The organism is Saccharothrix sp. ALI-22-I (assembly GCF_001984175.1).
Lineage (GTDB): Bacteria > Actinomycetota > Actinomycetes > Mycobacteriales > Pseudonocardiaceae > Actinosynnema.
Window position 1 is genome coordinate 18425 of record NZ_MTQP01000063.1, and the last position, 22164, is coordinate 40588.

The following is a 22164-nucleotide window of genomic DNA, read 5'->3' on the forward strand; positions in this document are numbered from 1 at the left end:
GCGGTCACAGCAATTGGACAGGATTGGACAACAGCGGGCCGGGCTTCAGCTTCCGGCGCCGTCCCGCAGCCGGGCCGCCTCGGGAACCCCGAGGCGGGTGTAGATCGCCAACGCCTGATGCCACAGGTCACGAGCTGTGTCGTCGTGACCTCTCATCTTCGCGGCGGCGCTCAGCCCCGTCAGCGCTCGGGCGTTCTCGAAGGGATTGCCGGTCGTGTCGGTCAGCTCCAGGGACCGGGAGAAGGTCCGGTCGGCTTCGAGGTGGTCGCCCGAGGCGACCAGCGTCTCCCCGAGATCGTTGAGCGCTTCGGTCAGGAGATCCAGGTCGTCGAGGGCCATCGCGATGTCCAGCGCCGCCTGGTGGCTGCGACGGGCGGCGGTCGGGTCCCCGGACAGGCGCTCGATCGTGCCGATGTCCCCCAACGCCCTGGCCTCGCCGTCGCGGTCCTTCACCCCGACCGCGAGCTTCAACGCACGCTCGCTGTGCGCGGTGGCTTCGCGGTACCGGCCCATCAGAGGCAGGAGCGAGCCGAGGTTGAGCAGGGCTGCTGTGGTGCCGGCGACGTCGATGGGATCGCTGCTGACGGCGAGCGCTTCCTCGAAGTGGGCCAGGGCCGTCGGGTAGTCGCCGAGCTGCTGGCTGATGATGCCGATGTTGGACCCGACCTTGGCGGCGTTGGCCCGGTTGCCGAGCGCCGTCGACAGGGCGTGGGCCCGGTTGTAGTGGACGAGCGCGTCCTGGTACCTGCCGAGTTGGTGGGCCAACATGCCGAGGCTGTTCTCGGCGGAGGCCTCCGCTTCCCGGTCTCCCAGGCGACGGGCGAGGTCGGCTCCTGCCGCCAGCAGCTCACCCGCTTCGTCCGCGCGGCCGGATTCCGACAGGGAGCTCCCGGTCCTGATCAGCGCGAGCGCGTACATGGCCTCGTCGCCGATCCGGTGGGCGATGGTCGACGCCTCTTCGTAGTGGTGGCGCGCGCGCTCGAACGAACCCCAGCGCTCGTGCACCACGCCCAGGTTGAGGTGGGCGGTGCCCTCGGCCTTCCGGTCCGTGCCGCGGCGAGCCGCGCTCAGCTCTTGGACGTGGACGAACAACCAGTCGTCGTAGTACCCGGCGTCCCTGAGGTAGCGGGACACCGTGTTCGCCAGGCGCGCCGCTCGTTCGGGTTGGCCGTGCTCGGCGGCCCACTCGACCGCGGCGACGAGGTTGGGCCGTTCAGCCGTGAGCCACCGGCCGGCGGACTCGGCGTCCGCGCAGTGGGGTACGGGCAGTAGGGGTTCGGGCAGCCGGGCGCGCTGGTCGGGACCGAACTGCCAGGTCGCCGCCCAGGCGGTGGCCTGGAGATCGTCCAGCCACCTCGTCAACGCCTCGTCGCGTCCGGTGGGCGGCTCGTCGACCGCGGCCATTCGCCGGGCGTGCGCGCGAACGAGGTCGTGCAGGCCGTACCGGCCCGGGGCCTTGGGCTGGAGCAGGTGAGCGCGTTCGAGTTCGCGCAGCGAGGCGAGGGCGGAGGCGTGATCCACGTCGGCGAGCACGGCCGCGGTGTCGGCGGTGATGTCGCGAGCGGGGCAGATCGCCAACAGCCGCAGCACCCGCCTGTGGGGCTCCGCCAGGCGTTTGTACGACAAGCTCAACGCTCCACCCGTGTCTCCGTGCAGCACGAGGTCTTCGAGGGCGCGCCGGTGGTCGGCCAGCGCCCACTCCGGGCGGTCTCGGATGTGGCCCGCGATAGCGGCCAGCGCCTGCGGCAGATGACCGCACTTCTCCGCGATCAGCCGCAACTCCGCCGGGTCCGCCCCGGTCGGTTCGACCCGTGAGATATCGGTGATCAGGGCCAGCGAGTCCGCGTCGTCCAGTACCTCCACCGCCATGCGTTCGACGGAGGACGGCAGGCCCGGCAACCGGACCCGGCTGGTGATCAACACGAGGACCGGGGCGTCTCTCGGGAGGAGGTGGCGGACCTGATCCTCGTCACCGACGTTGTCGAGCAGCAGGACCCTGGCCTTCTCGGCGAGCAGGTTGCGGTAGATGCGGACGCGGTGCGCGAGGTCCCGGGGCAGCTCGCCTTTGTAGCCCAGGGCGCGAACAAGCCCCGTGAGGACCGCTTCCGGGTCGGCGGGCGGGAGTTCGTCGGAGGAGAAACCCCTGAGGTCGGTGTAGAGTTCGAGCCCGCCGGACCGCACCTGGTCGCGGAGCTGCGCGGCCGCCCGGACGGCCAGACTGGTCTTCCCGACGCCCGCCATGCCTTCCAGCGCGATCACCACGCCATCGGGCCCGACGTTGCCGCCGAGGTCCACGATGTGCGCGAGTTCCCGGTCGCGACCGGTGAACTCGGTGAGGTCGACGGGCAACCGCTTCTCGACGTTCACCCCGCTGCGGCCGCGCCCGAAGACCACCTGCCACGCCTCTGCCCACCGCTCGGCGTGCTGCCGAGTGACACCCAGGGCGCGCACGGTGTCGAGCACGAGGTCGAGCTTTACCTTCGACCGTTTCACGTCCGGGTTGAAGAGATTTCCGATGGTCTGATGGGGGACCCGGGGAGGAGGAGGGTTGTTCCCGGCGCGCGATCGCCGAAGGCGGTCGACCTCCAGCGCCAGGGGCCGCAATGTCGGCGATCCAGCCCATTCGCGAGTCGCGCGAAGACAGTCGAGGAACTCGTCGATCGTCCGGACCGCACGCGGATCGGGAGGTTGTCCGCGGTCGCCCGTGTCGGAAGAGATCACGTGATGTCCGTTCGCTCCATGCGATGACGAGCTCGTCAGTCTAGACACGTCGAACACCGGGTAAGCAGATCCGTCGCGCTGTATCACCTGCTGCGCCGCGTCGCGTACACCACCCCGCGACCGCGCGTCCGAGCCGGCCCGGCACCCTTGCCCCGACCCTGTTAGTTTCCGTGCGGGGGTTCCACACGCCCACTATCGAGGATCGACACGTGACACTGCCCCATGGGTCCGACGACGACCAAGCCGCCGACCGCTACATCAACGCCGCGCTGCGCAGCCGCGACGCCGAGGCCTGGCGGCTGCTGGCCTCCGACGCCTACGTCGAGCAGACCGACCGGGTGCTGCGGGCGATGCTCGACCGGATCGCGGTAGCGCGTGCGCACCGCACGGCCGAGCGCGCCACCGCGCGTGTGCGGGCGCAAGCCGGGGAGATCACCCAGGCCGAGTACCAGCGCGACGCGGCCGAGGACGCCACCCGGGCCACGAAGACCGCCCATTTCGAGACGTTGGTGCGCGAGCACCACCGGCTGATCGCGCCCGCGGCGCGCCGGCTGCGCGGCGACGACGTCCGCGACGAGCTGACGGACCTGGTGCTCGCCCTGGGGTCCGCCATCGACGCCCACCGGGCCGCCACGCTCGTCGACGGGAGCGAGCCCACCGCGGCCGACCGGGCGTTGTGGGCGCGGCTGACCACGCTGGACGTGCCGGGAATCGCCGACGGCGAGGAACGCACGTCGTTGGAGGAGCTGGTCAAGCGCCACGGAGCGCGGCAGGACGACCTCGGCCGCGTGCTGGCCGGGATCATCCTGGACGTGGCCGGCGACGCGACCTCGGTCCCGCGCGCCGCGCTGCTGACCGCGTGGAAGAAGGCGATCACGCCGACCGTGGCCACCGAGCAGAAGACCGAGTTCGCGGCCAAGGGCAAGGGCTCGCTGGTGACCGAGAAGCTCCGCAAGACGATGGGCCACCTGGAACGCAAGGGCCTGGTCAAACGCTCCGGCCCGCAGGACGGGCAGCGACTCGACGTGCTCGACCGTCCAGGCCTGGAGGAACTGGCAGGTGGGCAGGCGCCGTAAGCACCGGACACACGCCTGCCCACCTGCCTGGCGACCGCGTTGATGGTGACCGCGGCCGGTCCCTGTTCGACCAGGAGCTTGCGCACAGCCGCGTGAATCTCTGCCAGGGCGGTCTGGCGCTGCCTCTCCCGCCTGCTGCTGATCTGCGCGGACATCCCCATCCGTCTGTCGCTCCAGCTGCTGCCGTTGCCGCCCACGCCTACCACGTGGTCGCTCGACCTACTGCCCGCCTTGGTGGATTGCTTCGAGCCGAGCCAGGTCGTCGGGCGCGAGTCGCAGTGTTCCGGCGGCGATGTTGTCGGCGAGGTGGTCGAGGTCGCCTGTGCCCGGAATGACCAGCACGTGCGGTCCGCGTTGCAGAGCCCATCCCAGGCGGACCTGCGCCGGCGTGGCTTGGCGCGCGCGGGCGATCGCGAGCACCTCGCCGTGCTCGGCGCCGCCGAGGCCGGACTCGCGCCCGGCTCCGGCGATGGCGAAGTACGGCACGAACGCCACTCCCTGCTCGCCGCAGGCGCGCAGGAGTCGGTCCTGCTGGGGGCGGTGGCCGAGGCCGTAGGAGTTCTGCACGCACACCACCGGCGCGATCGACTGGGCTTGGGCCAGGTGCTCCGGGCGGATGTTGGACACGCCGAGGTGGCGGATCAGACCGGCGTCGCGCAGCTCGGCCAGCGCGCCGAAGTGGTCGGCGATCGAGTCCGGCCCGGACAGGCGCGGGTTCACCAGGTCCAGGTGGTCGCGGCCGAGCTGGCGCAGGTTCTCCTCGACCTGGCCGCGCAGCTGATCGGGTGTGGCCTCGGGCAGCCACTCACCGGACGCGGCCCGGCGCGGACCGACCTTGGTGGCGATGACCAGGTCGTCCGTGTACGGCGACAGCGCGGTGTTGATCAGCTCGTTGGCCGATCGCAGCGAGGAGAAGTAGAACGCGGCGGTGTCGATGTGGTTGACGCCCAGTCCACCGCGCGGCGCAGCACCTTGATCGCCTGGTCACGGTCGCCCGGCGTGGCCTCCGGCGCGAACGCCGTGCCGCGCTGGGGCAAGCGCATCGCGCCGAACCCGACCCGGTTGACCGTCAGATCCCCCAGCACCCAGGTTCCCGCAGCCGCCGCGCCGATCGCCCCAGAAGCCATGACCGGAGTCTGCCACGCGTTGATCGCGAATCCTGCGTCCCGTTGTGCGCGGCGTCTAATCGAGGACGGCGACCGGGTGAGCCTGGCCGCCGTCGCCGAGGCCGCGGGAGCCTCCGAGGCGCTGGTCCACCGCTACTTCGCCACGAAGAGCGGGTTGCACGCGGAGGTCGTCCGCAGCGCCGTGGACGCGCTCGGCGCACTGGACGGCGCCCTGCGCGCCGCGGAGAGTCGGACGCCTGCCTGATCACGTCGATCAGAACGGTCGTCTTCGACGGCCTTCGGCCCGGCGCCGGTGAACTCTCGCTGCGGCCCGCGAGCTGACCGTTCGACACGTGGCGGGCCTCATCCAGCGCGCCACTGCGCCGGTTCCGCGTTCCGGTGATCACTGGGCCGTGTGCCGCGCAGCCGCTTGAACGCCACGCTCAGCGCGAAGGCGTTGGCGTAGCCCACCTTCCGCGCGATCGTGCCCACCGTGTGGTCGGTCTCCCGCAACAGGTCCGCGGCCAACGCGATCCGCCAGCTCGTGAGGTAGGCCATCGGAGGTTCGCCGACCAGGGCGGTGAACCGCCGGGCGAGCGCGGCCCGCGACACCCCTACCTTGTTCGCCAGGTCCGCCACCGTCCACGGGTGGACGGGTGTGTCGTGCAGCAGCCGCAGCGCGGGGCCCACTACCGGGTCGTCCAGCGCACGGCACCAGGCCGGGGCGTTGGTGCCCGGCTCGTCGAACCAGCTGCGCAGCGCGGAGACCAGCATCAGGTCCAGCAGCCGGTCCAGGACCATCTGCTGTCCCGGTCGGTCTCTGGCGATCTCCTCGGCCACCATCTCCACCGAAGAGGAGGGGCTGTCCTCGGCCGGCACCACCAGCACGGCGGGCAGGGCGTGCAGCAGCCGTTCGCTGAGTTCTCCCCGACGCTCGAAAGCCCCGCTGAGGAGCACGGCGGCCCCGTCGGCGGGCGTTCCGCAGGTCCGGGCGGGCTCGATGCTGTCGGCCCCTGGGCAGTAGTCGGCGCTGGTCACCACCAGCGAGGGCGTGGTCGCGGGGTCATCGGCCACCGTGTAGGGCACGTCGCCGCGGACGACGGCGATGTCGCCGACGCCGATGAGCACTGGTTCGTGCTGGTCGGGAACGACCCAGGCATGGCCGCGCAGCATCGTGGCCAGCGTCAGCGGGGCGCCACTGGCCATCCGCAGGGCCCAGGGCGGTCGCATGATCGTCTGCCGGAAGACGGCGGCGCGCGCCCGTACGTCCGCCAACAGGTCCGACACGGCGTCCATGTCCTCAGCGTAGACGCCTGGACATCAAATGGAGCTTCCTGGCCATGGATCGTCTCGGTGCCGGCCGGTTGACTTCGGGTCATGTCCGAACATCCGATTCTTGTCACCGGCGCGACCGGTAAGTCCGGCCGCCGGGTCGTCAGCCGACTGCGGGCCAAGGGGCTGCCGGTTCGCGCGGCGGCCCGCAACGGCGAGCACATCTTCGACTGGACCGATCGCGGCACCTGGGATGCCGCTCTGGAGGGCGTGCGGTCGGTCTACATCGTGCAACTGGACGGCACGAAGCTCGTCCGCCCGTTCATCGAGCGGGCGGTGCAGCACGGCGTGCGGCGGATCGTGCTGGCCTCGGGGCGCGGGATCGACGATCCGGACTACGCGAAGGACAGCAGCGGTGTCCTGGAGGGCATCGTCGACAGCGAGGCCGCCGTGCGGGAGAGTGGTCTGGAGTGGACGATCAGCAGGCCGGGCTGGTTCGCGCAGAACTTCAGCGAGGGCTTCTTCGCCGATGCCATCCGCGCCGGTGAGCTGCGACTGCCCGCCGGCGACGGGGCGGCGAGCTTCGTCGATGCCGAGGACATCGCCGCGGTGGTGGTCGCCGCGCTGACCGAAGACCAGCACGTGGGCCGGATCTACGAGCTGTCCGGACCCCGGGCGGTGACGTTGACCGAGGCGGTCGCCACGATCTCCGAGGCCACCGGCCGCGAAATCCGCTACGTGCCGCTCTCCGTCGAGGACTACGTCGCGGAACTCGTCCGGCAGGGATTGCCGCCCGCGGACGCCGAAGTCTTCGCGGACGTCATCGAGCCACTCCGGGAGGGTAGGGATGAGCACGTCTCCGACGGCGTGCAGCGTGCCCTTGGTCGCCCGCCGCGGACCTTCGCCGAATTCACCAAGTCCACAGCCGCCGCAGGCGGTTGGTCGGCCTGACCGGCTTACCGAAACCCGGTGCGACCGGCCAACACCGGCAGTCGCCACCGGAGCATCTCGCCGCAGTTGATCGCGCAGAATGAAACATAGCGGGGCGGTGTGGCGATGATCAGCGACGCGGTACGGGGGATTGGCATGCAAGACGAGGACCGGTACGTCGAGTACACGTTCCTGCTCCGCACACTCCTCATGGACGACAGGGACCTGGCCATGACCGTCTCGGCTCGCCGCCGCCTGTCGATACTCGGACGCGGGGTGAACGACGCCGAGGCGTACATCGCGCGGATCGATCCGTTGTTCACCGAGGTCCGGGCGCGCTACGTCGATGCCCTGCACCGCGTGAAACCGAAGTCCAAGTGGCTGCGGACGATCATCGGGACGGCGATCCAGGAGACGTGCGAGACGCACGGCCCCGATCACCCGCTCGTGGCGGAACTGTGTGCGGTCCAGAAGCGGTGGCCGGTGAGGGCGGGCAGGTCGATCGCGCGGAAGGTCGAGCAGGCCGAGCAGGAGGTGGCGAACCTGCGCGGCACGGCGCCGGATCGCCAGTACGCGGCCGCCGTGTGCGCCCTCGCCACCCGCTATTACGAGGCCGGTCGGTACGACGCGATGATCGACGCCTACGACGGGTTGGTGGCGGAGCTCGACTCACTCGACCTCGACGAACGCGCCATGACCCTGTTCGAGGACCTGGTCGCCAACGCCTATTACAACCACGGCGAGGTGACCCGGGCGGCACCGCTGCTGGCGTCGCTGTACGCGAAGGGCGCCGAGCGCCGCAGGCCCGACATCCCGTTCGAGGACTTGATCGACGGCGCGTTCCTGCACCTGTCGACGGGGCGGTGCTACCTGGCCACCGGCCAGTTCAGCGCGGCCGAGACCGTCCTGCGCGATTCCGCGGAGCGACTTCGCCGGCACGACGACAAGCTGGACAACGAGCACTTCCACCTGCTGCGGCACCGCACCACCTACGAGCTGGGCTCGGCTCTGTGGAAGCAAGGCGGCAAGCGGGAGGCAGCCGAGTGCTTCCAGGAGGCCCACGAGCTCCTCGTCGAGTCGAGGTTCGCCAACGAGAAGACGGCGACGGTCTACCACAGCGCGAAGACCTACAGCCTGCTGTGACCCGACCGGGCCGATCACACTCTCAGGCCTGCCAGGCCGCCGGTCACCGGTCCTGGCCAGTTGCCTGATCTGGGTCTTTCGGGGCTGTGGAGATATGCCGCCGGGCAGCCTCGGTAACGGCGATGCGGCGGTGGCTCTCGCGGCACACGTCGAGTCGGGCGTCAGCGGAGCGAACAGGCGTTGGCGATCGTGGCGGTGTCCCAGTAGAACGGGCGGACCTCGGTGATGCGCCCGTTTTCGACCGTGATCGTCTGCAGGATCGGGAAGTCGAGCTCACGGCCGGTGGCACGGGCGCGTGCGTGCACGTGGGTCAGGATGACCAGTGGACTGGTGTCGGTCAGGAAGGTCTGCTCGACCATGTCGAAGGTGTCCCACGCTCGGCTCATCGCGAGGAAGAACTGCTCCATGCCTTCATGGCCACGCCAGACTCCGCCGTACGGCAGGGCGTCAGCCTGGTGCAGCACGACATCGGCGGCGAAGAACGGCGCGAGCGGGGCGAACGCCGCGTCCCCTGGGCCACCCGCTGCGAGGTACTCGGCTTCCGCCGCGTACATGCCCTTGAGCACGGACATGGCGTCCGTTGTCGATGACGTGATCATGAGGATCACTGTGGATCGTCCTGCCCTGGCCCGCCGGCGCGAATCCGTCGTCGCGATCGCTCGTCGACCCGACCACGACATCACCGCCGGCTAGTGGTCACGTCGGGCTGGGCTTCACCCCCGGACAACCTGCACTTCGCCTGAATTCGACGGGGTGGTGCGCCGTCGCCGACGAGCTTTGACCTGGTCAGACGGTTTCCGGTCGTGCGGCGCCGGCGGCCCTGGCGGCGCGCTCGACTTTCGCACGTCGGTTCTCCCAGAAGGCGGCGTCCTTCTCCTGCCGGCCGGTGCCGGTCCCGTCGACTCCCACTGTGCCGTCGATTTGCTCGCGAAGGATGTCGGCGTGGCCGGCGTGCCGACTGGTCTCGGTGAGCATGTGGACCAGGACGTTGAACAGCTTCACGTCGGGGCGTGGCCACCACGGCACGTGGCCGGGGGCGTCGATGGCGAGGGCGTTGATCGTCGCATCGGCGTGGTCCCACACCCGCCGGTATCGGTCGACGATCTCGGCCCGTGTCTCGTGCTCGGTCGCCCACATGTCGGCACCGCGTGCGGCGGCGTCGTCCCACCGGGGCAGGGGTTCGGGGAACGGCCGGTCGAAGACCTCGCCGAAGTACCTGGCCTCCGAGGTCGACAGGTGCTTGATCAGGCCGAGGAGGTTGGTCCCGGTAGAGGTCAGCGGGCGACGGATGTCGTATTCGGCGAGCCCGTCGAGCTTCGAGAGAATCGCCTCGCGTATCCAGCGCAGGTCGTCGTGCAGATACGTCTTCGCGTAGGCATCGATCATGATGCGAGCCTGCCAGTCGTCCCGGAACCGGGAGGCCGAACGCTTCCGACGGGCGAAACCTGATGCCCCGGCGGCATGGGGGCGCAGACAATCCGCAGGTGCACTACTTCGACATCCAGGGACACGAGCCCCAGTGGCTCAACGGCCCGTCAGCGATCGTCGCCGCGCACGGCCGGCGGCTCGAAGCGCTGGCCGGTCGCCGCCTGCTTCGCGCCTGGCTGCTGTGGGACCTCGACGCCGACGAGTGGTTCTCCGACGGTCCGGTCCTGCTGGACTTCGACGGCGAGCAGGTCGAGATCAACCACCAGAAGTTCGACGACCTGTCCATCACCTGGAACACCGTCGACCCAGTCGGGCAGCCGGCCTGGGCTTACGGCGACTGGGGTCATCCCGACGACCACGTTTTCCACCTCGGCTGGCGGCACGACGCCCGATCGGAGTTGGCCGCTCTGCAAGGCCGGCAGCTCCTAGCCGCCGAACTGCTCGAATACGCCGGCGGCGACATCGCTGACGGCATGGTCGCGGTCAGCTTCGCCTTCTCCGACGGGCGGGTGACCGTCTCCAACGGCCTCGATGAGAACAGCCTGGAGTTCGGTGGGCCCGACCCCGGCTACCTCCGCCGAGCACTTCCCCGCTGACACTTCCAGGTCAGTTGTTGCGGAAGATCCCCGGGTTTCCGTCCGGGCTGTACTGCTCCAGGCTCGCGCAGTCCACCGCGGTGGAGAACGAACCGACCCTGGTGCCGTTCACCGACACGGTGACCGTCGTGTTGGAGTACTCCTCGCCCCCGGACGCCGGAACCGTAGCCGGCGATCACCAGCGCGATGTCGCCGCAGTTGCCGGCCGCGCCCTGGTGTTGTACGTGGTGGACTCGCCGCCGGCGCCGGCGTGCTTGACGGTGAAGCCGGTGATCGACCCGGCGGCGCCGAGGTCGACCTGGAGGTACTTGCTGCCGGCCGGCGAGTACCACTTGTCGCTGTTGCCGCCGGAGACGCTGCCGTTCACGGCCTTCTCCGGCCCTTCGGTGCCCACGCACGCGGCAGAGCCGGTGGCCGGTTTGTTCAGGGCCAGGTTGGTGACCGCGGCGGTCGCGGCCGGTGGGATGGCGATCAGGGACAGGACGAGCGCGCCTGACGACACGATCGCTGGGACCATCGTTGCTTTGGCCGTCACGTGGACCTCGGTGGGGTAGCGGGGAGGTTGCACACGCCCGCTTCCCGAGGACTGCGGCAGGGGCCCGGGAGCCGGACACAACCGCATACTGCCCAGTAACCCCGGTTCGGGCCGGACCCACTCGGCTGCTGATCGATCACCCCTCGCACGGGATGGCAAGAAGGTCCTGGTGCCTGCAAGGGCAAGGACTTCGTCCAGCTGTGTGGCCATGTGCCGCATCCGCCTGGTCCGTACGGCGGCCGTCGTCTCGTGATCTCCACCGGGACAATCGCCGGGAGGATCGAGGTGTCGAAGGGGGAGCAGAGTGCCGCGTCTGGAACGTCCGCTGGTCGAGGAGGACACACCGGTGCTGAAGTTCGCGGGTGACCTGCGGCGGCTGCGGCGCGTCGCCGGGCTGCCGTCCTACCGCGAACTCGGCCGCCTGGCGAACTACTCGCCCGCCGCGCTGTCCGAGGCGGTGGCGGGGCGCAGGCTGCCCAGCCTGGCGGTGACCAAGGCGTTCGTCCGCGCCTGCGGGGGAGACGTCGAGCAGTGGACCGCCCGCTGGCGGGAGCTGGCCGCCGAGGGGCCGGACCACGGCGACGCCCCCTACGTGGGGCTGGCCGCCTACCAGGTCGGCGACGCCGACCGGTTCTTCGGCCGCGAGGCCGAGGTGGGCAGACTGCTCGCGATGGTGCGTGAACGGCCCTTCGTCGGGGTGTTCGGCGCGTCCGGTGCGGGCAAGTCCTCCCTGCTGCGCGCGGGCCTGGCCGCCCAGTGGGGCGAGCACGTGGTCATCACGCCCGGCCCGGACCCGATCACCGAGCTGGCGGCGGCGCTCGCCGACCACCGGTCCGCGGTCGACGTCCGCGCCGAACTCGCCGCCGACCCCGAGCACCTGCGCGTGCTGCTGCGCCAGACCGCCGACGACCTGCTGCTCGTGGTCGACCAGTTCGAGGAGGTCTTCACCCTCTGCCAGGAGGCCGACCGCCGGTGGCTGGTGCGCGCGCTCACCCACGCCGCCGGGGCCGCCCGCGTCGTCATCGGCGTGCGCGCCGACTTCTACGGCCACTGCGCCCGCCACCCAGAGCTGCTCGACGCGCTGCACCGCTCGCAGTCGCTCGTCGGGCCGATGAGCGCCGAGCAGCTCCGCCGCGCGGTCATCGAACCCGCTGCCCGCCGGGGAGCCTCGCTGGAGAACGCGCTGGTGGCGCGCCTGATCGCGGACGTCGCCGGCCAGCAGGGCGCGCTGCCGCTGGCCTCGCACGTGCTGGTCGAGACGTGGCGGCGTCGCCGTGGCACGGTGCTCACGCTGGCGGGCTACGAGGACGCGGGCGGCGTCGAACACGCCTTGGCCCGCACCGCCGAACAGGTCTACGACGCGCTCGCCGAGCCGGACAAGCAGGCGGCGCGGCAGGTGTTCCAGCGCCTGGTCGCCCCCGGCGACGGCACCGAGGACACCCGCCGCCGCGTCGCCCGCGCCGAACTCGACGCGGGCGACGCGCTGCTCGACCGGCTCGCGACGGCCAGGCTGGTCACCCTCGATCGCGACACCGTCGAGCTGACCCACGAGGCACTGCTGCGCGCGTGGCCGAGGCTCGTGGGCTGGCTCGCCGAGGACCGCGACGCGCTGCGCGCCCACCGCAGGCTCACCAGCGCCGCCGACGCCTGGCGCGCCCACGACCGCGACCCCGACGCCCTCTACCGCGGCGTCCACCTCGATCAGGCGCGCCGCCTGGCGCCCCGCCTCAACGGGGCCGAACGCGAGTTCGTCGACGCGGGCCTGGCCGCCGAACGCGACCGGGAAGTGTTGCGCCGGCGGGGCGTGCGCAGGCTGCGGCGACTCGTCGCCTGCCTCGCCGCGCTCGTCGTGCTGCTCGCCTGCACCGCCGTCTACGCGGTCACCGCCCAGCGCGCCGCCACCCGTGAGCGCAACGAGGCGCTGTCGTTGCGCGCCGCCGACGCCGCCTTGGGTCTGCTGGCCCGCCCGCGCGACGCGGCGGCGCTCGCCCTGGCCGCCCACCGCGTCGCCCCCACCACCGAGGCCCGCGACGCGCTCCTGTTCGCCCGCGCGGCGGGCGCCGCCACCACCCTGGGCGACGGCTATGCGCGCGTGCCCGGTGGCGTCGCCGTGACCCACGAGCTCGACCCCGGGTCCTCGGGGATCACCTACCGCCTCTGGGTCGGGGACGGGCCGGACCGGCGGCGGGCCGGGGGGATGGTACTGCCGCCCGACAGCTTCCTGAACCTGCTCAGCGCCGACGAGCGCACCGCACTCGTGGTGGTCCGCCCCGACGAGTTCGAGCTCTGGGACCTCGGCGACCCCGACGCCCCGCGCCGGACCGCCACCATGGCCGGCTGGCCGTTCCCCCAGGGCATCGACGCGGCGGGCACCCTCATGGCCGCCGTCGAGGACGGCGCCGCGGTCCACTGGCGCCCCGGCGACACCACCCGCACCCGCCTGCCCGGCGACGGCGTCGAGAACGTCGTGCCGTTGGACGACGGCACCGGAGTGGTCCTGGCGCGCCGCGACGGCGACCGCCGCGACGTGGAGGTGCGGTCCCTGGATGGGCGGGCCACCCCGGTGCTCAGCCGCTCCGCCCGGTTGGCACTGGTGACCGGTCCGGGAGACAGGCTCGCCGTCTCCGACCTCGACGGCGCGCGCCTCACCGTGCTCGACGTCGCGGGCGAGCCCAGGACGCTCCTGGAGGCGGACGCCATCCCGGCGGAGGCCGGGGTCGAGTTCTCCCGTGACGGCCAAACCGTCACTGCGGTGCACCGCGACTCGGTGTGGCTGTGGGACCTGACCGGCGGCAGGGAACCGCTGTCGCTGCGCGTGTCGGGGGTGGAGTTCAGCACGGCGCGCTACGAGCCCGCCGACGGCGAGCTGCTGCTGCTGGAATCGCGCGGCGGCGCGCTGTGGCGGCTCGCGGTGGACGTCGACCGCGTGGTGCGCGAGGTGTGCGCAGACCCGGCCGACGTCGACTGGGCGGCGCACTTCCCGGGGGTGTCGGAACGACCGCTGTGCCCGTGACGGCGTCGGACGGATGGACTTGCGCGCGCCCATCCGTCCGACGTTTACCGCAGACCGTCAGCCGAGCCGGTAGGCCCGGATCACGGTCTGGCTCAACTCGCCGCCCCGGCCGTCGGCGGCGTGCACGCGCAGCGAGGCGAACGTCCCAGGCCTGGCCCGGTTGCCCACCAACACCGCGCGGCCCAGCACCGGGAGGCTCACCCAGCTCGCCCCGTCGTCGTAGGACACCTCCACGCGGAAGTGGCGCAGCGGCGGGTTGTCCACGCCGCGCTGCTGGTCCACCACCAGCGGCACGGTCAGCGGACGGTACGCGGGCGCGCTGCCCGTGCCGTCCAGCGCCGGGGCGAACCGCACCACCGACATCGGCAGCCGCCGCTCACCGGTGGTCGTGTCCGAGCGGAACGTCCAGTCCACCGCGATGCGCGTGCTGAAGTCCGAGACCTCCTGCGCGCGCGTCACCTCGGTCCGCGCCCGGAACACCGCGGGCCCCGGCGGCACGGTGAACACCCCGTGCCCGGCGTTGTCGTTCTCGCTCACCAGTTTCCCGTTGCGGTACAGCGCGGTCCGCGTGGACGTGGTCCTGGAGTAGCCCTCGTTGCCCTCCCGGTCGCCGAACAGCGTCAGCGACAGCGACACCTCGTTGCCGGTGCGCGTCAGGTTCGGGTAGCCGCCGGAGTACATCATCGGACCGATGACCGGTGCGCCGAACGACCGGTCATAGGTCAGGCCCGCGCCGTACCGCTCCTCGTTCCCACTCATCAGATTCCCTTCGTCGAAGAACAGCGTCCGCCAGCCGGTGTCCGGTGTCGTGTACCTCGTCGAGGTGGGCGTGGAGGCCACGTCGGTGTAGAAGGTCGGACCGAACGCCCCGGACGGCGCGACCACGTAGCCCGCCAGATCCCGGAACCCGCCCAGGTTCTTCAGGGCGATCGTGGTGCGCACCTTCGCCAGGTCCGACTCGCGCGGCCGGCGCACGAACCCGTCGGGCACCCGGCCCTGCTCGGTCCACCCCAGCCAGTAGGACGCCGATGGGCTCGCGGACTGCGCGGACACGAACACGTCCAGCTCCCCAGCGGGCAGCGACGGCCCCGCGTGGCCTATCCGCGTCCCCGCCTTGAAACCGCCGGGGTGGTGCACGGACACGCTCGCGGTGTCCTCGCCGAGCCTGCGCTCGACCACCAGGCTGTGCGCGCCGGGCACCGCCGCCGGATCGGGCGCGACGACCTCCAGCGGTCCAGCCGTGCGGGCGTCGAGGATCACCCGCGTCGTCCCCTCCACCCGCAGGTCCGGCCGGGTGACGATGGTGTGCGGGCCCTCTTCCGGGCCCAGCAGCGCCTGCACCAGGTAGTCGCCCTTGGGCAGCCGTGCGGTGCCGTCCCGCACGTAGGTGCGCGTGCCGGTGGCCATGTTCAGCAAGAGCGTCAACGCCCTGCCCTCGGAGGCGCCGGGGTAGTCGAAGGTGACCGGGTAGCTCTCGGTCTCCCGGTTCAGCCCGACCGGCGTCCGCAGCACCTCCGAGCCGTCGGCGGTCGCCACCACCGACGCCGAGTACACGCCGTCCACGGACCCCTGCCGTGAATCGCCCGTCACGGCGACCTCGGCCGTGCCGCCCGCCGGGACGGTGACCCGCGTCGGGGACACCGAGAACACCGGGTGCTCAGCGCCGTCCGGCCCACGCGCCTGCACCGCCAGGTCCAGCGTGACCGGCTGCGCGCCGTCGTTGCGGTAGACCAGGGGTTTCGTGACGGGTACGTCGTCGTCGTGCGGCCACTCGTGCCGGCCGAGGACGACCGACGTCGGCTCGCTGGTGATCGTCGTGGCCAACGCCGCGGCGATGTCCAGGCGGCCCGAGCCCTGCTCGTAGACGCTCAGCGCCGGGTTCGGCTTGGCCGAGGCGGTCAGTGCGGCCTTGAGCCGTGCGCCGCTCCAGTCGGGGTGCCGCTGCGCCAGCAGCGCCGCCGCGCCCGCGACGTGCGGTGAGGACATCGACGTGCCGGACAGGGACATGTGCTCCTCGCCGACCGGCGTGCCGAGGAACCCGCCGGTGCTCGCCCTGGCCGCGACGATGTCCACGCCCGGCGCGGTGATGTCGGGCTTGACCGCGCCGTCAGCCACCCTCGGGCCCCGGCTGGAGAAGTCCGCCAGCGAGTCGTCCCGCTCCACCGCGCCGACGGTCAGCGCGGAGTCGGCGGTGCCGGGGGAGAGCAAGGTGCCCGCCTGGTCCCCGGAGTTGCCCGCCGAGACGACGAACAGGATGCCGTGGCTCGCGGACAGGGCGTCCACGGCCGCCTCCACCGGGTCGATGTCGTCACTCGGGACCAGGCCCAGGCTGATGTTCACCACGTCCGCGCCCTGCTCCGCGGCCCAGCGCATCCCCTCGATGATCGCCGACTCCGGGCAGAAGCCCTCGCTGTCGCACACCTTCGCGTCGAGCAGCCGCGCGTCCGGCGCGACCCCCCGGTAGGGCGCGCGATGGCCCACCATCGTGGCCGCGACGTGCGTGCCGTGGCCGTAGCGGTCGATCCCGTCCTGCTCGTGGGTGAAGTCGCGCCCGGCGACCTCCCTCCCGACCAGATCGGGGTGGTCGCCCTCCACACCCGTGTCGACCACCGCGACGGTCACGCCCGCGCCGGTCAACCCCGCCGCCCACGCCACCGGCGCCCCGACCTGCGCGGTGCTGCGGTCCAGCAGCGGGCGGGCCATTCCGTCCAGCCACACCTTGCCGGTGCCCTCGGGCAGTTCCAGCCACCCGGTCGCCTTCGGCACCTCGGCCGCCACCGCGTCCACGGCGGGCAACGCGTCGGCCACCCGCGCGCCCGACGGCGGGCGGCCACCGGAGACGATCACCGGCACGGTGTCGCGCCGCGCGTCGTCGTACCCGGCCTCGACCAGCCCGGTGACGTCGAACAGCCGCTGGTCCACCCGCCCCTCGGCCAGCGCCCCCGCCACGTCGGCGGGGATGACGCGCAGCCGGCCCGCGTGCCGGGTGACCTGGAACGAGACGTCCTCCCGATGCGTGCCGGGGGTGACCGAGACGAGCCGGTCGCCGTCGAGCACGACCCGGTCGCCGGTGACGAGCGTGACGGTCTTCCGATCGCCCGGCACCGCCTTCCCCCGCGTGCTGCCGAACGTGGTCCTGTCCGGTGCGGCGTGGGCGGGCGCCGCCGCTCCCGCCAGTACGGCGGCCAGCGCCAGCGCCACTGCTCTTCGCGCCACGGGACCTCCCTGTTCGTGGGAGAGCCCGTACCGCGGACGGTGAACGCGGTACGGGCTCCGGTATCGACCCCGAGTCAAGCCGCGAAGCGCGTGTTCAGGTTCGTTCCCCGCGAACTGAACAACGTGTTGTGAACACCGCCCAGGCACGCCAGGAATTGTCGGATGCCGCTGATACGTTCCCCGCGAGTTCAGGCGGATCAGGATGAGGTGAACACCAGTGGCAGGCGTGGCACTGCGGTCGATCGAGGATTCCGACCTCGACGCGCTGTTCGACCAGATGCGTGACCCCGAGTCGGTCCGGATGGCCGCCTTCACCGCCAAGGACCCCGACGATCGCAAAGCGTTCGACACCCACATGTCGAAGGTGAGGATCTCTCACGACGTCACGATGCGCGCGGTGACCCGCGACGGGCACCTCGTCGGCAGCATCGCCTGCTTCGTCGTGGACGGCGACACCGAGATCACCTACTGGATCGACCGTTCGGCCTGGGGACAAGGAGTCGCCGGCCAAGCCCTGGCCCTGTTCCTCGACACGGTCGCGGTCCGGCCTTTGTACGCCCGCGCCGCCAGCGACAACCTCGGATCGCTCAGGGTTCTGCAAAAGGCAGGCTTCACGATCACCGGCACCGAGATCTCCTACGCACCCGCCCGCAACGCCGAAATCGAGGAAACCATCCTGCGTCTCGATTAGCCACAGGCCGGCACCCCGGCGGCGGCGGCGCCACGACTTCGAACAACAGGCTCCGCGCGGTCCGAGACAGGGCAGATCAGGACATGCCGTGGGTGGACGGGATGTTGAACACCTTGTGACGGTGTCGGCACAGTGCGTAAAAGTTCGACGGTGATGACAACCCCCGACCGACCTTGTGGGTCCTAGCGGTGACGTGATCGACAGCCGCCCTGAGGCTGTCGCACCACCTTGGGGAACCACATGAAGCGCAGAGGGAGCCGGCTCATCGCCACCGGCTCGGCCGCCGCCACGGCAAGCCCCGGCACCACTGTCCCGCCGCCGGCCGACCCTCGCAGTCGGAGAGGTCACGGCCGCCCGGATCGGTCGTGACTCACGGCGGCACAGCGCGGCAGGTGTGGCGGGTGCCTGGGCCAGGTGGTTCAGGCACCCGCCAGTCGTGCCTACCGAATCCAGCCGAGGCGCAGGAACACCGATTCGCCCGGCGCGTCGTCCACGCCGTCGTTGTCGACCACGCCGACCAGGCGCCGCAGCGGACCGTCTCCCACGACTGCCAGGCCCTCCGGCTTGTCGTGCGCCGCGCCGCCACCAGCGGTGAGGGCGGGCAGCAGGTCGCGTGCCCCGGTCTTGGCCACCAGCGGCTTGGGTTGGCCTGCGGCGGCCGGTGTCACCCCGGAGAGGTCGACGCGGTAGACCTTCTTGGTCACGGCCGCGTCCCCGCGCTGGTTGTCGCGTTCCAGCACGAGCAGCGTGCGGTCGTTCAGGGCAGTCACCTCGGACAGACCCACCCAGCCCGCGGACGCGGCGTCGAGCGGGTAGGCCGCGAACGCCCACTCGCCCGTGGCGGGGGTGAAACGGGCCAGCGTCGCCTGTCCGGGGCGGTCGTTCTTCCACTCCCGCTGCACGGCCAGCCACACCTGCTCGCCGTCGCCGCGTCCCGTGGTGGTCACGCCCTCGAAGCCGTTGCTCGTGGCCGTCGCCGCCACCGCGGCAGGCAGCGGCACCTCACGGACGACCTCGCCCGAACGGGTCACCTCGACCAGCAGGTTCGGCCGCGTCTTCCCGTCGCCCTCGGCGGCCACCCAGTAGCCACCGCCCCGACGTGCGGCGATGCCCTCGCCGTCGTACTCCACCGGCTGCCCGGCCTTGGTCACCGCCAGTTCCGCGTGGACGCGCGCGGGCGCGGACAACGTGTCGATGGTCAACACCCGCGTCGGGCTGTACGCCGAGTCGGTGACCGCGACGACATCGCGGTGGTTGCCGGGGATGCCGGAAAGTCCGGACAGCGCCCCGAAACCGATACCGTCGGACACGATCGACGGCGCACCCGCGTTGCGCGCCAACGCCACCACCTGCGGCGTGCGGGTCAGGCGGTAGGACGTGAGTGAGGACCGGACGCCGTCCTCGGCGGAGTCCTCCTCGGCCGACACGACCAGCGTGCCGGTCGCCGGGATCGGCAGCAGACCCTCAGGGCCGACACCGGTCGGCAGCACTTGCAGAAGTCGCGGCCGGCGCGGGTCGTTGATGTCGTAGACCGCGACCAGGTTGGCGCGTTCCATGCCGACGAACGCGTACCGGTTGCGCCCGAAGACGGCCACGGCCAGCCCTTCCGGCTCGACGCCCTTGTTGTCCGAACGGCCGTCGGGATACTGCCCCTGGCGGATCGCGGCCGCCTGGAGCTCGTTGCCCGAGGAGAACACGACCTGGCCGGACGCCGCGTCGAACACCGTCCACGTGCGCGCGCCGCCCCGGTAGTCGCCTTCGTCGGCGGTGCCGAGCATGCGGTCGTCCAGCCACGCCACCGCGTCGGGTTCACGGGCCGCGGTGATCGTCGCCGTCGGGTCGATCCGGCCGTCGTCGGCGATGTCCACGCCCTGGACGGTCAGCGTGCCCGCGGAGAAGTGGTTCACCACCGTCGCGGAACGCAGGTCCACCACCGCGATGTGGTTGTTCTCCTGCAACGTCACGGCCACCTGCCCCCGGCCGTTGATGCTGACGTACTCCGGCTCGGGGTCGCTCGGAGCGACCTCGGCGATCCCGGTGAGCTCGACCCGGCGCACCTCCCACGCAGTCGGGGCACCCGCGAGGTCGACGATGGCGAGGAAACCCGCCGGTGCCTGCGGGATCGCGCCGTCGTTGACGTCCTCGTCACGCTCGTTCTCGATCGCCACGGCGGCGTAGCGGCCGTCGGGGGAGACGTCGATCGAGTCCGGCTGCCCACCGAGGTCATGCGTGGCCACGACCGCTCTGCTGTCCAGGTCGACCACCACCAGCACACCGGAGGGCGCGGTGAACGACTCGGACGTGTTGACGGCGACCAGCGCCAGACGCCCCAGCACGTCCACCGACGTCGGCTCGCCCGGCATGTCGAGCACTCCGGCGGGCTTCAGCTCCCCGTCCCGACCGACCGCGGCGAACCCGATCCGCCCGGCCGGTGAGTCGGTGTAGACCACGGTCCCGCCGTCCGCCGTCGCCGCCGCGATCTCGGCGGCCGTGTGTTCGCCGACCGAGCTGTTGCGGAACACGGACAGGGTGTCGACCCGCTGGAACCGGTCGGGCGCGGTCGCCGTCGCGGACGCCGGCAGAAGCGACATGGTCACCCCACAAGCCACCAGACCTGCGAGAAGACGGACCGGACGGGCCATGGGGCCTCCAACCTCGATGACGGGCGCGCGCTTTCTAACCCATCGAGGCGTCTCCGAGATGAACAGCCAGTGGCGAGCACCCGCACCGTGGAAACGCGAGGACGCCGGTGGTGCCTTCACATCAGGCTCTGTCAGGCCACCGGCCGGACCGGTTGGCGCAGGACGGTCTTCAACTTCGCCGGTTCGGTTCTGCGGGGATCACCCAGGTAGATCTCGTGGTGCAGGCCGGACATCGCCAGGTTGTTGTCGGGCAGGTACTCGTCGTGGAGGGTGGCCAAGATCGGGGTTTCGTCGTCGTAGGAGCCGACGTGCAGTACCTGGGCGCACGTGCCCTCTTCCAACGTCACGTGCTGGACGTGTGCGATGGCCGGGAGTTTCTTCTTCGCCGACGCGGACTCCGCGGCCTCCTCGATGTCCTGGGCCGTAATCCATTCCGGCTGGCTGATCAGCATCTTCCACTGCCACGAGTCCTTCGCGCGCGTGGTGAACACCGAGGGGTCGTCCGCCCACCACAGGCCTTCCAGCGGACCGACCACGAAGTCACGACCCGCGCGCTTGCTCGCGAACTTCAGCGTGTAGGCGACCGAGTACAGCGCCTCGACCGCTTGCGCGTATTCCGGCGCCGTGTTCGGGTTGCCCGCGCCCGTGACCGCGATGAATTGCTGCGGCGGCACGTGGACCAGGGTCCACTCCCGACTCGTCGGCGCGTAGAACTCCTTCAGCTCGCGCTTCACGTCGTACGGGGTCATCGCTGTTCTCCTCGGTAGGTGGCCAGCCACGCCTGTTCGGCCTCCAGCTGGTGGAGCGAGTAGTCGAAGATCGCGCGAACGAAGTCCGGCGCGTCCGGTGGCGCGGCGGCCCGGACCTCGGCGATCCGCTCGGCCAGCGCCTCCGCCCGTCGTGCCAGGGCGGCGCGCAGTCGCTCGGGCGGGATGACGGGCTGGTTGGCCAGCCCGACGAGGACCGGCGGGAACACCGGTCGCAGGGTGGCGATGGCCTGCTCGGCGCCTGCCGCACACGCCTGCAGGCCTGGCGGGGTCGGCGCGAACACCTTGCGAGCCTTGCCGCGGGCAGGCACGCCGGACTCTCCGGACTCGCCGGTCTCGGCGACGAGGCCACGGTCACGGAGCTTGGTGAGCAGGTAGTAGATCGAGCTGAACCCGATCTCGGTCCACTCCCGCATGCCGCGGGCCGTGATGACTTCCTCCAACTCGTAGCCGTGGCGCGGCTTCTCCACAAGCAGGCCGAGCAACGTCAGCTCGGCAGGTGTGAGACGTTCGGGCACGTCGTTATTCTAACACTAGAATAACGCCCCTCAACCGGTGACGCTGTGGTCGTCCGGACCTGGTAGGTCCGCCGTCCGGTCCGCCCCTAGCCTTTGCCGGTGCGGATTCTGTGGACGACAAGTCAGGGTGTCGATCCCCGTCTGGGTCGGGTACTTCCGGCGATTCGGGCTGACGTCGTCGTCAGCGCCGTGGTCGGTGGCGTGCCGGTCTACGTGACGGCGACCGAGGCGCACTGCGACCCGTCCAAGCGCTGACGACCTATTCGTGGGCCATGGGGCCGGTCGGAGGGGCACCCGTGGTCACCGGGCGGGACGTGATCACCGTCCAGGACAGCGTGATCCAGAGCGTGTACGTCTTCATCGACGCGTCGAGCCCGGTCCTTCGTGTCACCGGCCGCGTTCCCGGCCTTCGACGCGGCCGGTGCCTGTGCCTTCGTCCTGGAACCCGTCGAAGGCGGTTCCACCTGACCGGCGGCTTCGGCAACCAGTTGAAGTGACTCCGACCGCCGG

General features: G+C 71.3%; 18 protein-coding genes and 1 pseudogene. 8 read left to right on the forward strand and 11 right to left on the reverse strand.

The genetic code is table 11. The features are described from left to right. Nucleotides 1-45: 45 nt before the first annotated feature. Nucleotides 46-2493, reverse strand: coding sequence for a tetratricopeptide repeat protein (locus tag ALI22I_RS23490; RefSeq protein WP_077007712.1), 2448 nt, complete (start codon nucleotides 2491-2493; stop codon nucleotides 46-48). A gap of 437 nt (nucleotides 2494-2930) precedes the next feature. Here ALI22I_RS23490 and ALI22I_RS23495 point away from each other — a divergent pair, with 437 nt between their 5' ends. Beyond that, nucleotides 2931-3797: a hypothetical protein gene (locus ALI22I_RS23495; RefSeq protein WP_077007713.1), complete on the forward strand. Its 867-nt coding sequence runs from the start codon at nucleotides 2931-2933 to the stop codon at nucleotides 3795-3797. 219 nt (nucleotides 3798-4016) lie between these two features. On the opposite strand, the pseudogene ALI22I_RS23505 reads toward ALI22I_RS23495, so the two are convergent. Further along, a pseudogene (locus ALI22I_RS23505) lies at nucleotides 4017-4924 on the reverse strand (oxidoreductase). On the opposite strand from ALI22I_RS23505, the gene ALI22I_RS23510 reads away from it, so the two are divergent. Beyond that, the gene (locus tag ALI22I_RS23510; RefSeq protein WP_077007714.1) at nucleotides 4923-5168 is read left to right on the forward strand and encodes a TetR family transcriptional regulator; all 246 of its coding nucleotides are present in this window, start codon (nucleotides 4923-4925) and stop codon (nucleotides 5166-5168) included. The pseudogene ALI22I_RS23505 and the gene ALI22I_RS23510 overlap by 2 nt on opposite strands. A 98-nt stretch (nucleotides 5169-5266) precedes the next feature. On the opposite strand, the gene ALI22I_RS23515 is transcribed toward ALI22I_RS23510, so the two are convergent. After that, nucleotides 5267-6199, reverse strand: coding sequence for an AraC family transcriptional regulator (locus ALI22I_RS23515; RefSeq protein ID WP_077007715.1), 933 nt, complete (start codon nucleotides 6197-6199; stop codon nucleotides 5267-5269). Nucleotides 6200-6280: 81 nt separating this feature from the next. Between ALI22I_RS23515 and ALI22I_RS23520 the strand changes: the two genes are divergently transcribed. Continuing rightward, nucleotides 6281-7126, forward strand: a complete 846-nt coding sequence (locus ALI22I_RS23520; RefSeq protein WP_077007716.1) for an SDR family oxidoreductase — start codon at nucleotides 6281-6283, stop codon at nucleotides 7124-7126. Nucleotides 7127-7261: 135 nt separating this feature from the next. Then, entirely contained in the window at nucleotides 7262-8248 is a 987-nt protein-coding gene (locus ALI22I_RS23525; RefSeq protein ID WP_077007717.1) for a tetratricopeptide repeat protein, read from the forward strand. A gap of 161 nt (nucleotides 8249-8409) precedes the next feature. Here the strand turns inward: ALI22I_RS23525 and ALI22I_RS23530 are convergent, their stop codons facing one another. Further along, the gene (locus ALI22I_RS23530) at nucleotides 8410-8847 is read right to left on the reverse strand and encodes a nuclear transport factor 2 family protein (RefSeq protein ID WP_077007953.1); all 438 of its coding nucleotides are present in this window, start codon (nucleotides 8845-8847) and stop codon (nucleotides 8410-8412) included. A 187-nt stretch (nucleotides 8848-9034) separates the two neighbouring features. Then, nucleotides 9035-9634 (reverse strand): DinB family protein, encoded by a 600-nt coding sequence (locus ALI22I_RS23535; RefSeq protein WP_077007718.1) that lies wholly within the window; start codon nucleotides 9632-9634, stop codon nucleotides 9035-9037. A 98-nt stretch (nucleotides 9635-9732) separates the two neighbouring features. Here ALI22I_RS23535 and ALI22I_RS23540 point away from each other — a divergent pair, with 98 nt between their 5' ends. Continuing rightward, nucleotides 9733-10272, forward strand: coding sequence for a hypothetical protein (locus tag ALI22I_RS23540; protein WP_143532387.1), 540 nt, complete (start codon nucleotides 9733-9735; stop codon nucleotides 10270-10272). Between the two features lie 175 nt (nucleotides 10273-10447). Here the strand turns inward: ALI22I_RS23540 and ALI22I_RS23545 are convergent, their stop codons facing one another. After that, nucleotides 10448-10807 (reverse strand): discoidin domain-containing protein, encoded by a 360-nt coding sequence (locus tag ALI22I_RS23545; protein WP_143532388.1) that lies wholly within the window; start codon nucleotides 10805-10807, stop codon nucleotides 10448-10450. A 304-nt stretch (nucleotides 10808-11111) separates the two neighbouring features. On the opposite strand from ALI22I_RS23545, the gene ALI22I_RS23550 reads away from it, so the two are divergent. Beyond that, nucleotides 11112-13820 carry an nSTAND1 domain-containing NTPase gene (locus tag ALI22I_RS23550; protein WP_077007721.1) on the forward strand — a complete coding sequence of 903 codons (2709 nt, stop codon included), beginning with the start codon at nucleotides 11112-11114 and terminating at the stop codon, nucleotides 13818-13820. Between the two features lie 57 nt (nucleotides 13821-13877). Here the strand turns inward: ALI22I_RS23550 and ALI22I_RS23555 are convergent, their stop codons facing one another. After that, the gene (locus ALI22I_RS23555) at nucleotides 13878-17036 is read right to left on the reverse strand and encodes a S8 family peptidase (RefSeq protein WP_083751961.1); all 3159 of its coding nucleotides are present in this window, start codon (nucleotides 17034-17036) and stop codon (nucleotides 13878-13880) included. Between the two features lie 217 nt (nucleotides 17037-17253). Between ALI22I_RS23555 and ALI22I_RS23560 the strand changes: the two genes are divergently transcribed. Next, nucleotides 17254-17727 (forward strand): GNAT family N-acetyltransferase, encoded by a 474-nt coding sequence (locus ALI22I_RS23560; protein ID WP_077007723.1) that lies wholly within the window; start codon nucleotides 17254-17256, stop codon nucleotides 17725-17727. Between the two features lie 440 nt (nucleotides 17728-18167). On the opposite strand, the gene ALI22I_RS23565 is transcribed toward ALI22I_RS23560, so the two are convergent. From ALI22I_RS23565 to ALI22I_RS23575, 3 genes are all read right to left on the reverse strand, one after another. Further along, entirely contained in the window at nucleotides 18168-20318 is a 2151-nt protein-coding gene (locus ALI22I_RS23565) for an esterase-like activity of phytase family protein (RefSeq protein ID WP_202971055.1), read from the reverse strand. Nucleotides 20319-20500: 182 nt separating this feature from the next. Then, nucleotides 20501-21118, reverse strand: a complete 618-nt coding sequence (locus ALI22I_RS23570) for a GyrI-like domain-containing protein (protein ID WP_077007725.1) — start codon at nucleotides 21116-21118, stop codon at nucleotides 20501-20503. After that, a complete protein-coding gene (locus ALI22I_RS23575) occupies nucleotides 21115-21654 on the reverse strand; it encodes a PadR family transcriptional regulator (RefSeq protein WP_077007726.1) in 540 nt (179 codons plus the stop codon). The genes ALI22I_RS23570 and ALI22I_RS23575 overlap by 4 nt, the downstream gene beginning before the upstream one ends. 99 nt (nucleotides 21655-21753) lie before the next feature. On the opposite strand from ALI22I_RS23575, the gene ALI22I_RS51095 reads away from it, so the two are divergent. Beyond that, nucleotides 21754-21909 carry a hypothetical protein gene (locus ALI22I_RS51095; RefSeq protein ID WP_179118329.1) on the forward strand — a complete coding sequence of 52 codons (156 nt, stop codon included), beginning with the start codon at nucleotides 21754-21756 and terminating at the stop codon, nucleotides 21907-21909. 4 nt (nucleotides 21910-21913) lie between these two features. On the opposite strand, the gene ALI22I_RS54755 is transcribed toward ALI22I_RS51095, so the two are convergent. Further along, nucleotides 21914-22045, reverse strand: coding sequence for a hypothetical protein (locus tag ALI22I_RS54755; protein WP_274522994.1), 132 nt, complete (start codon nucleotides 22043-22045; stop codon nucleotides 21914-21916). Nucleotides 22046-22164 lie beyond the last annotated feature (119 nt).

Excerpts from the sequence above, each read along its gene's own strand:
- ALI22I_RS23510 (WP_077007714.1), top strand. The coding sequence starts at position 4,923 with ATGACCGGAGTCTGCCACGCGTTGATCGCGAATCCTGCGTCCCGTTGT.
- ALI22I_RS23515 (WP_077007715.1), bottom strand. The coding sequence starts at position 6,199 with ATGGACGCCGTGTCGGACCTGTTGGCGGACGTACGGGCGCGCGCCGCC.
- ALI22I_RS23520 (WP_077007716.1), top strand. The coding sequence starts at position 6,281 with ATGTCCGAACATCCGATTCTTGTCACCGGCGCGACCGGTAAGTCCGGC.
- ALI22I_RS23525 (WP_077007717.1), top strand. The coding sequence starts at position 7,262 with ATGCAAGACGAGGACCGGTACGTCGAGTACACGTTCCTGCTCCGCACA.
- ALI22I_RS23530 (WP_077007953.1), bottom strand. The coding sequence starts at position 8,847 with ATGATCACGTCATCGACAACGGACGCCATGTCCGTGCTCAAGGGCATG.
- ALI22I_RS23535 (WP_077007718.1), bottom strand. The coding sequence starts at position 9,634 with ATGATCGATGCCTACGCGAAGACGTATCTGCACGACGACCTGCGCTGG.
- ALI22I_RS23565 (WP_202971055.1), bottom strand. The coding sequence starts at position 20,318 with ATGTCGCTTCTGCCGGCGTCCGCGACGGCGACCGCGCCCGACCGGTTC.
- ALI22I_RS23570 (WP_077007725.1), bottom strand. The coding sequence starts at position 21,118 with ATGACCCCGTACGACGTGAAGCGCGAGCTGAAGGAGTTCTACGCGCCG.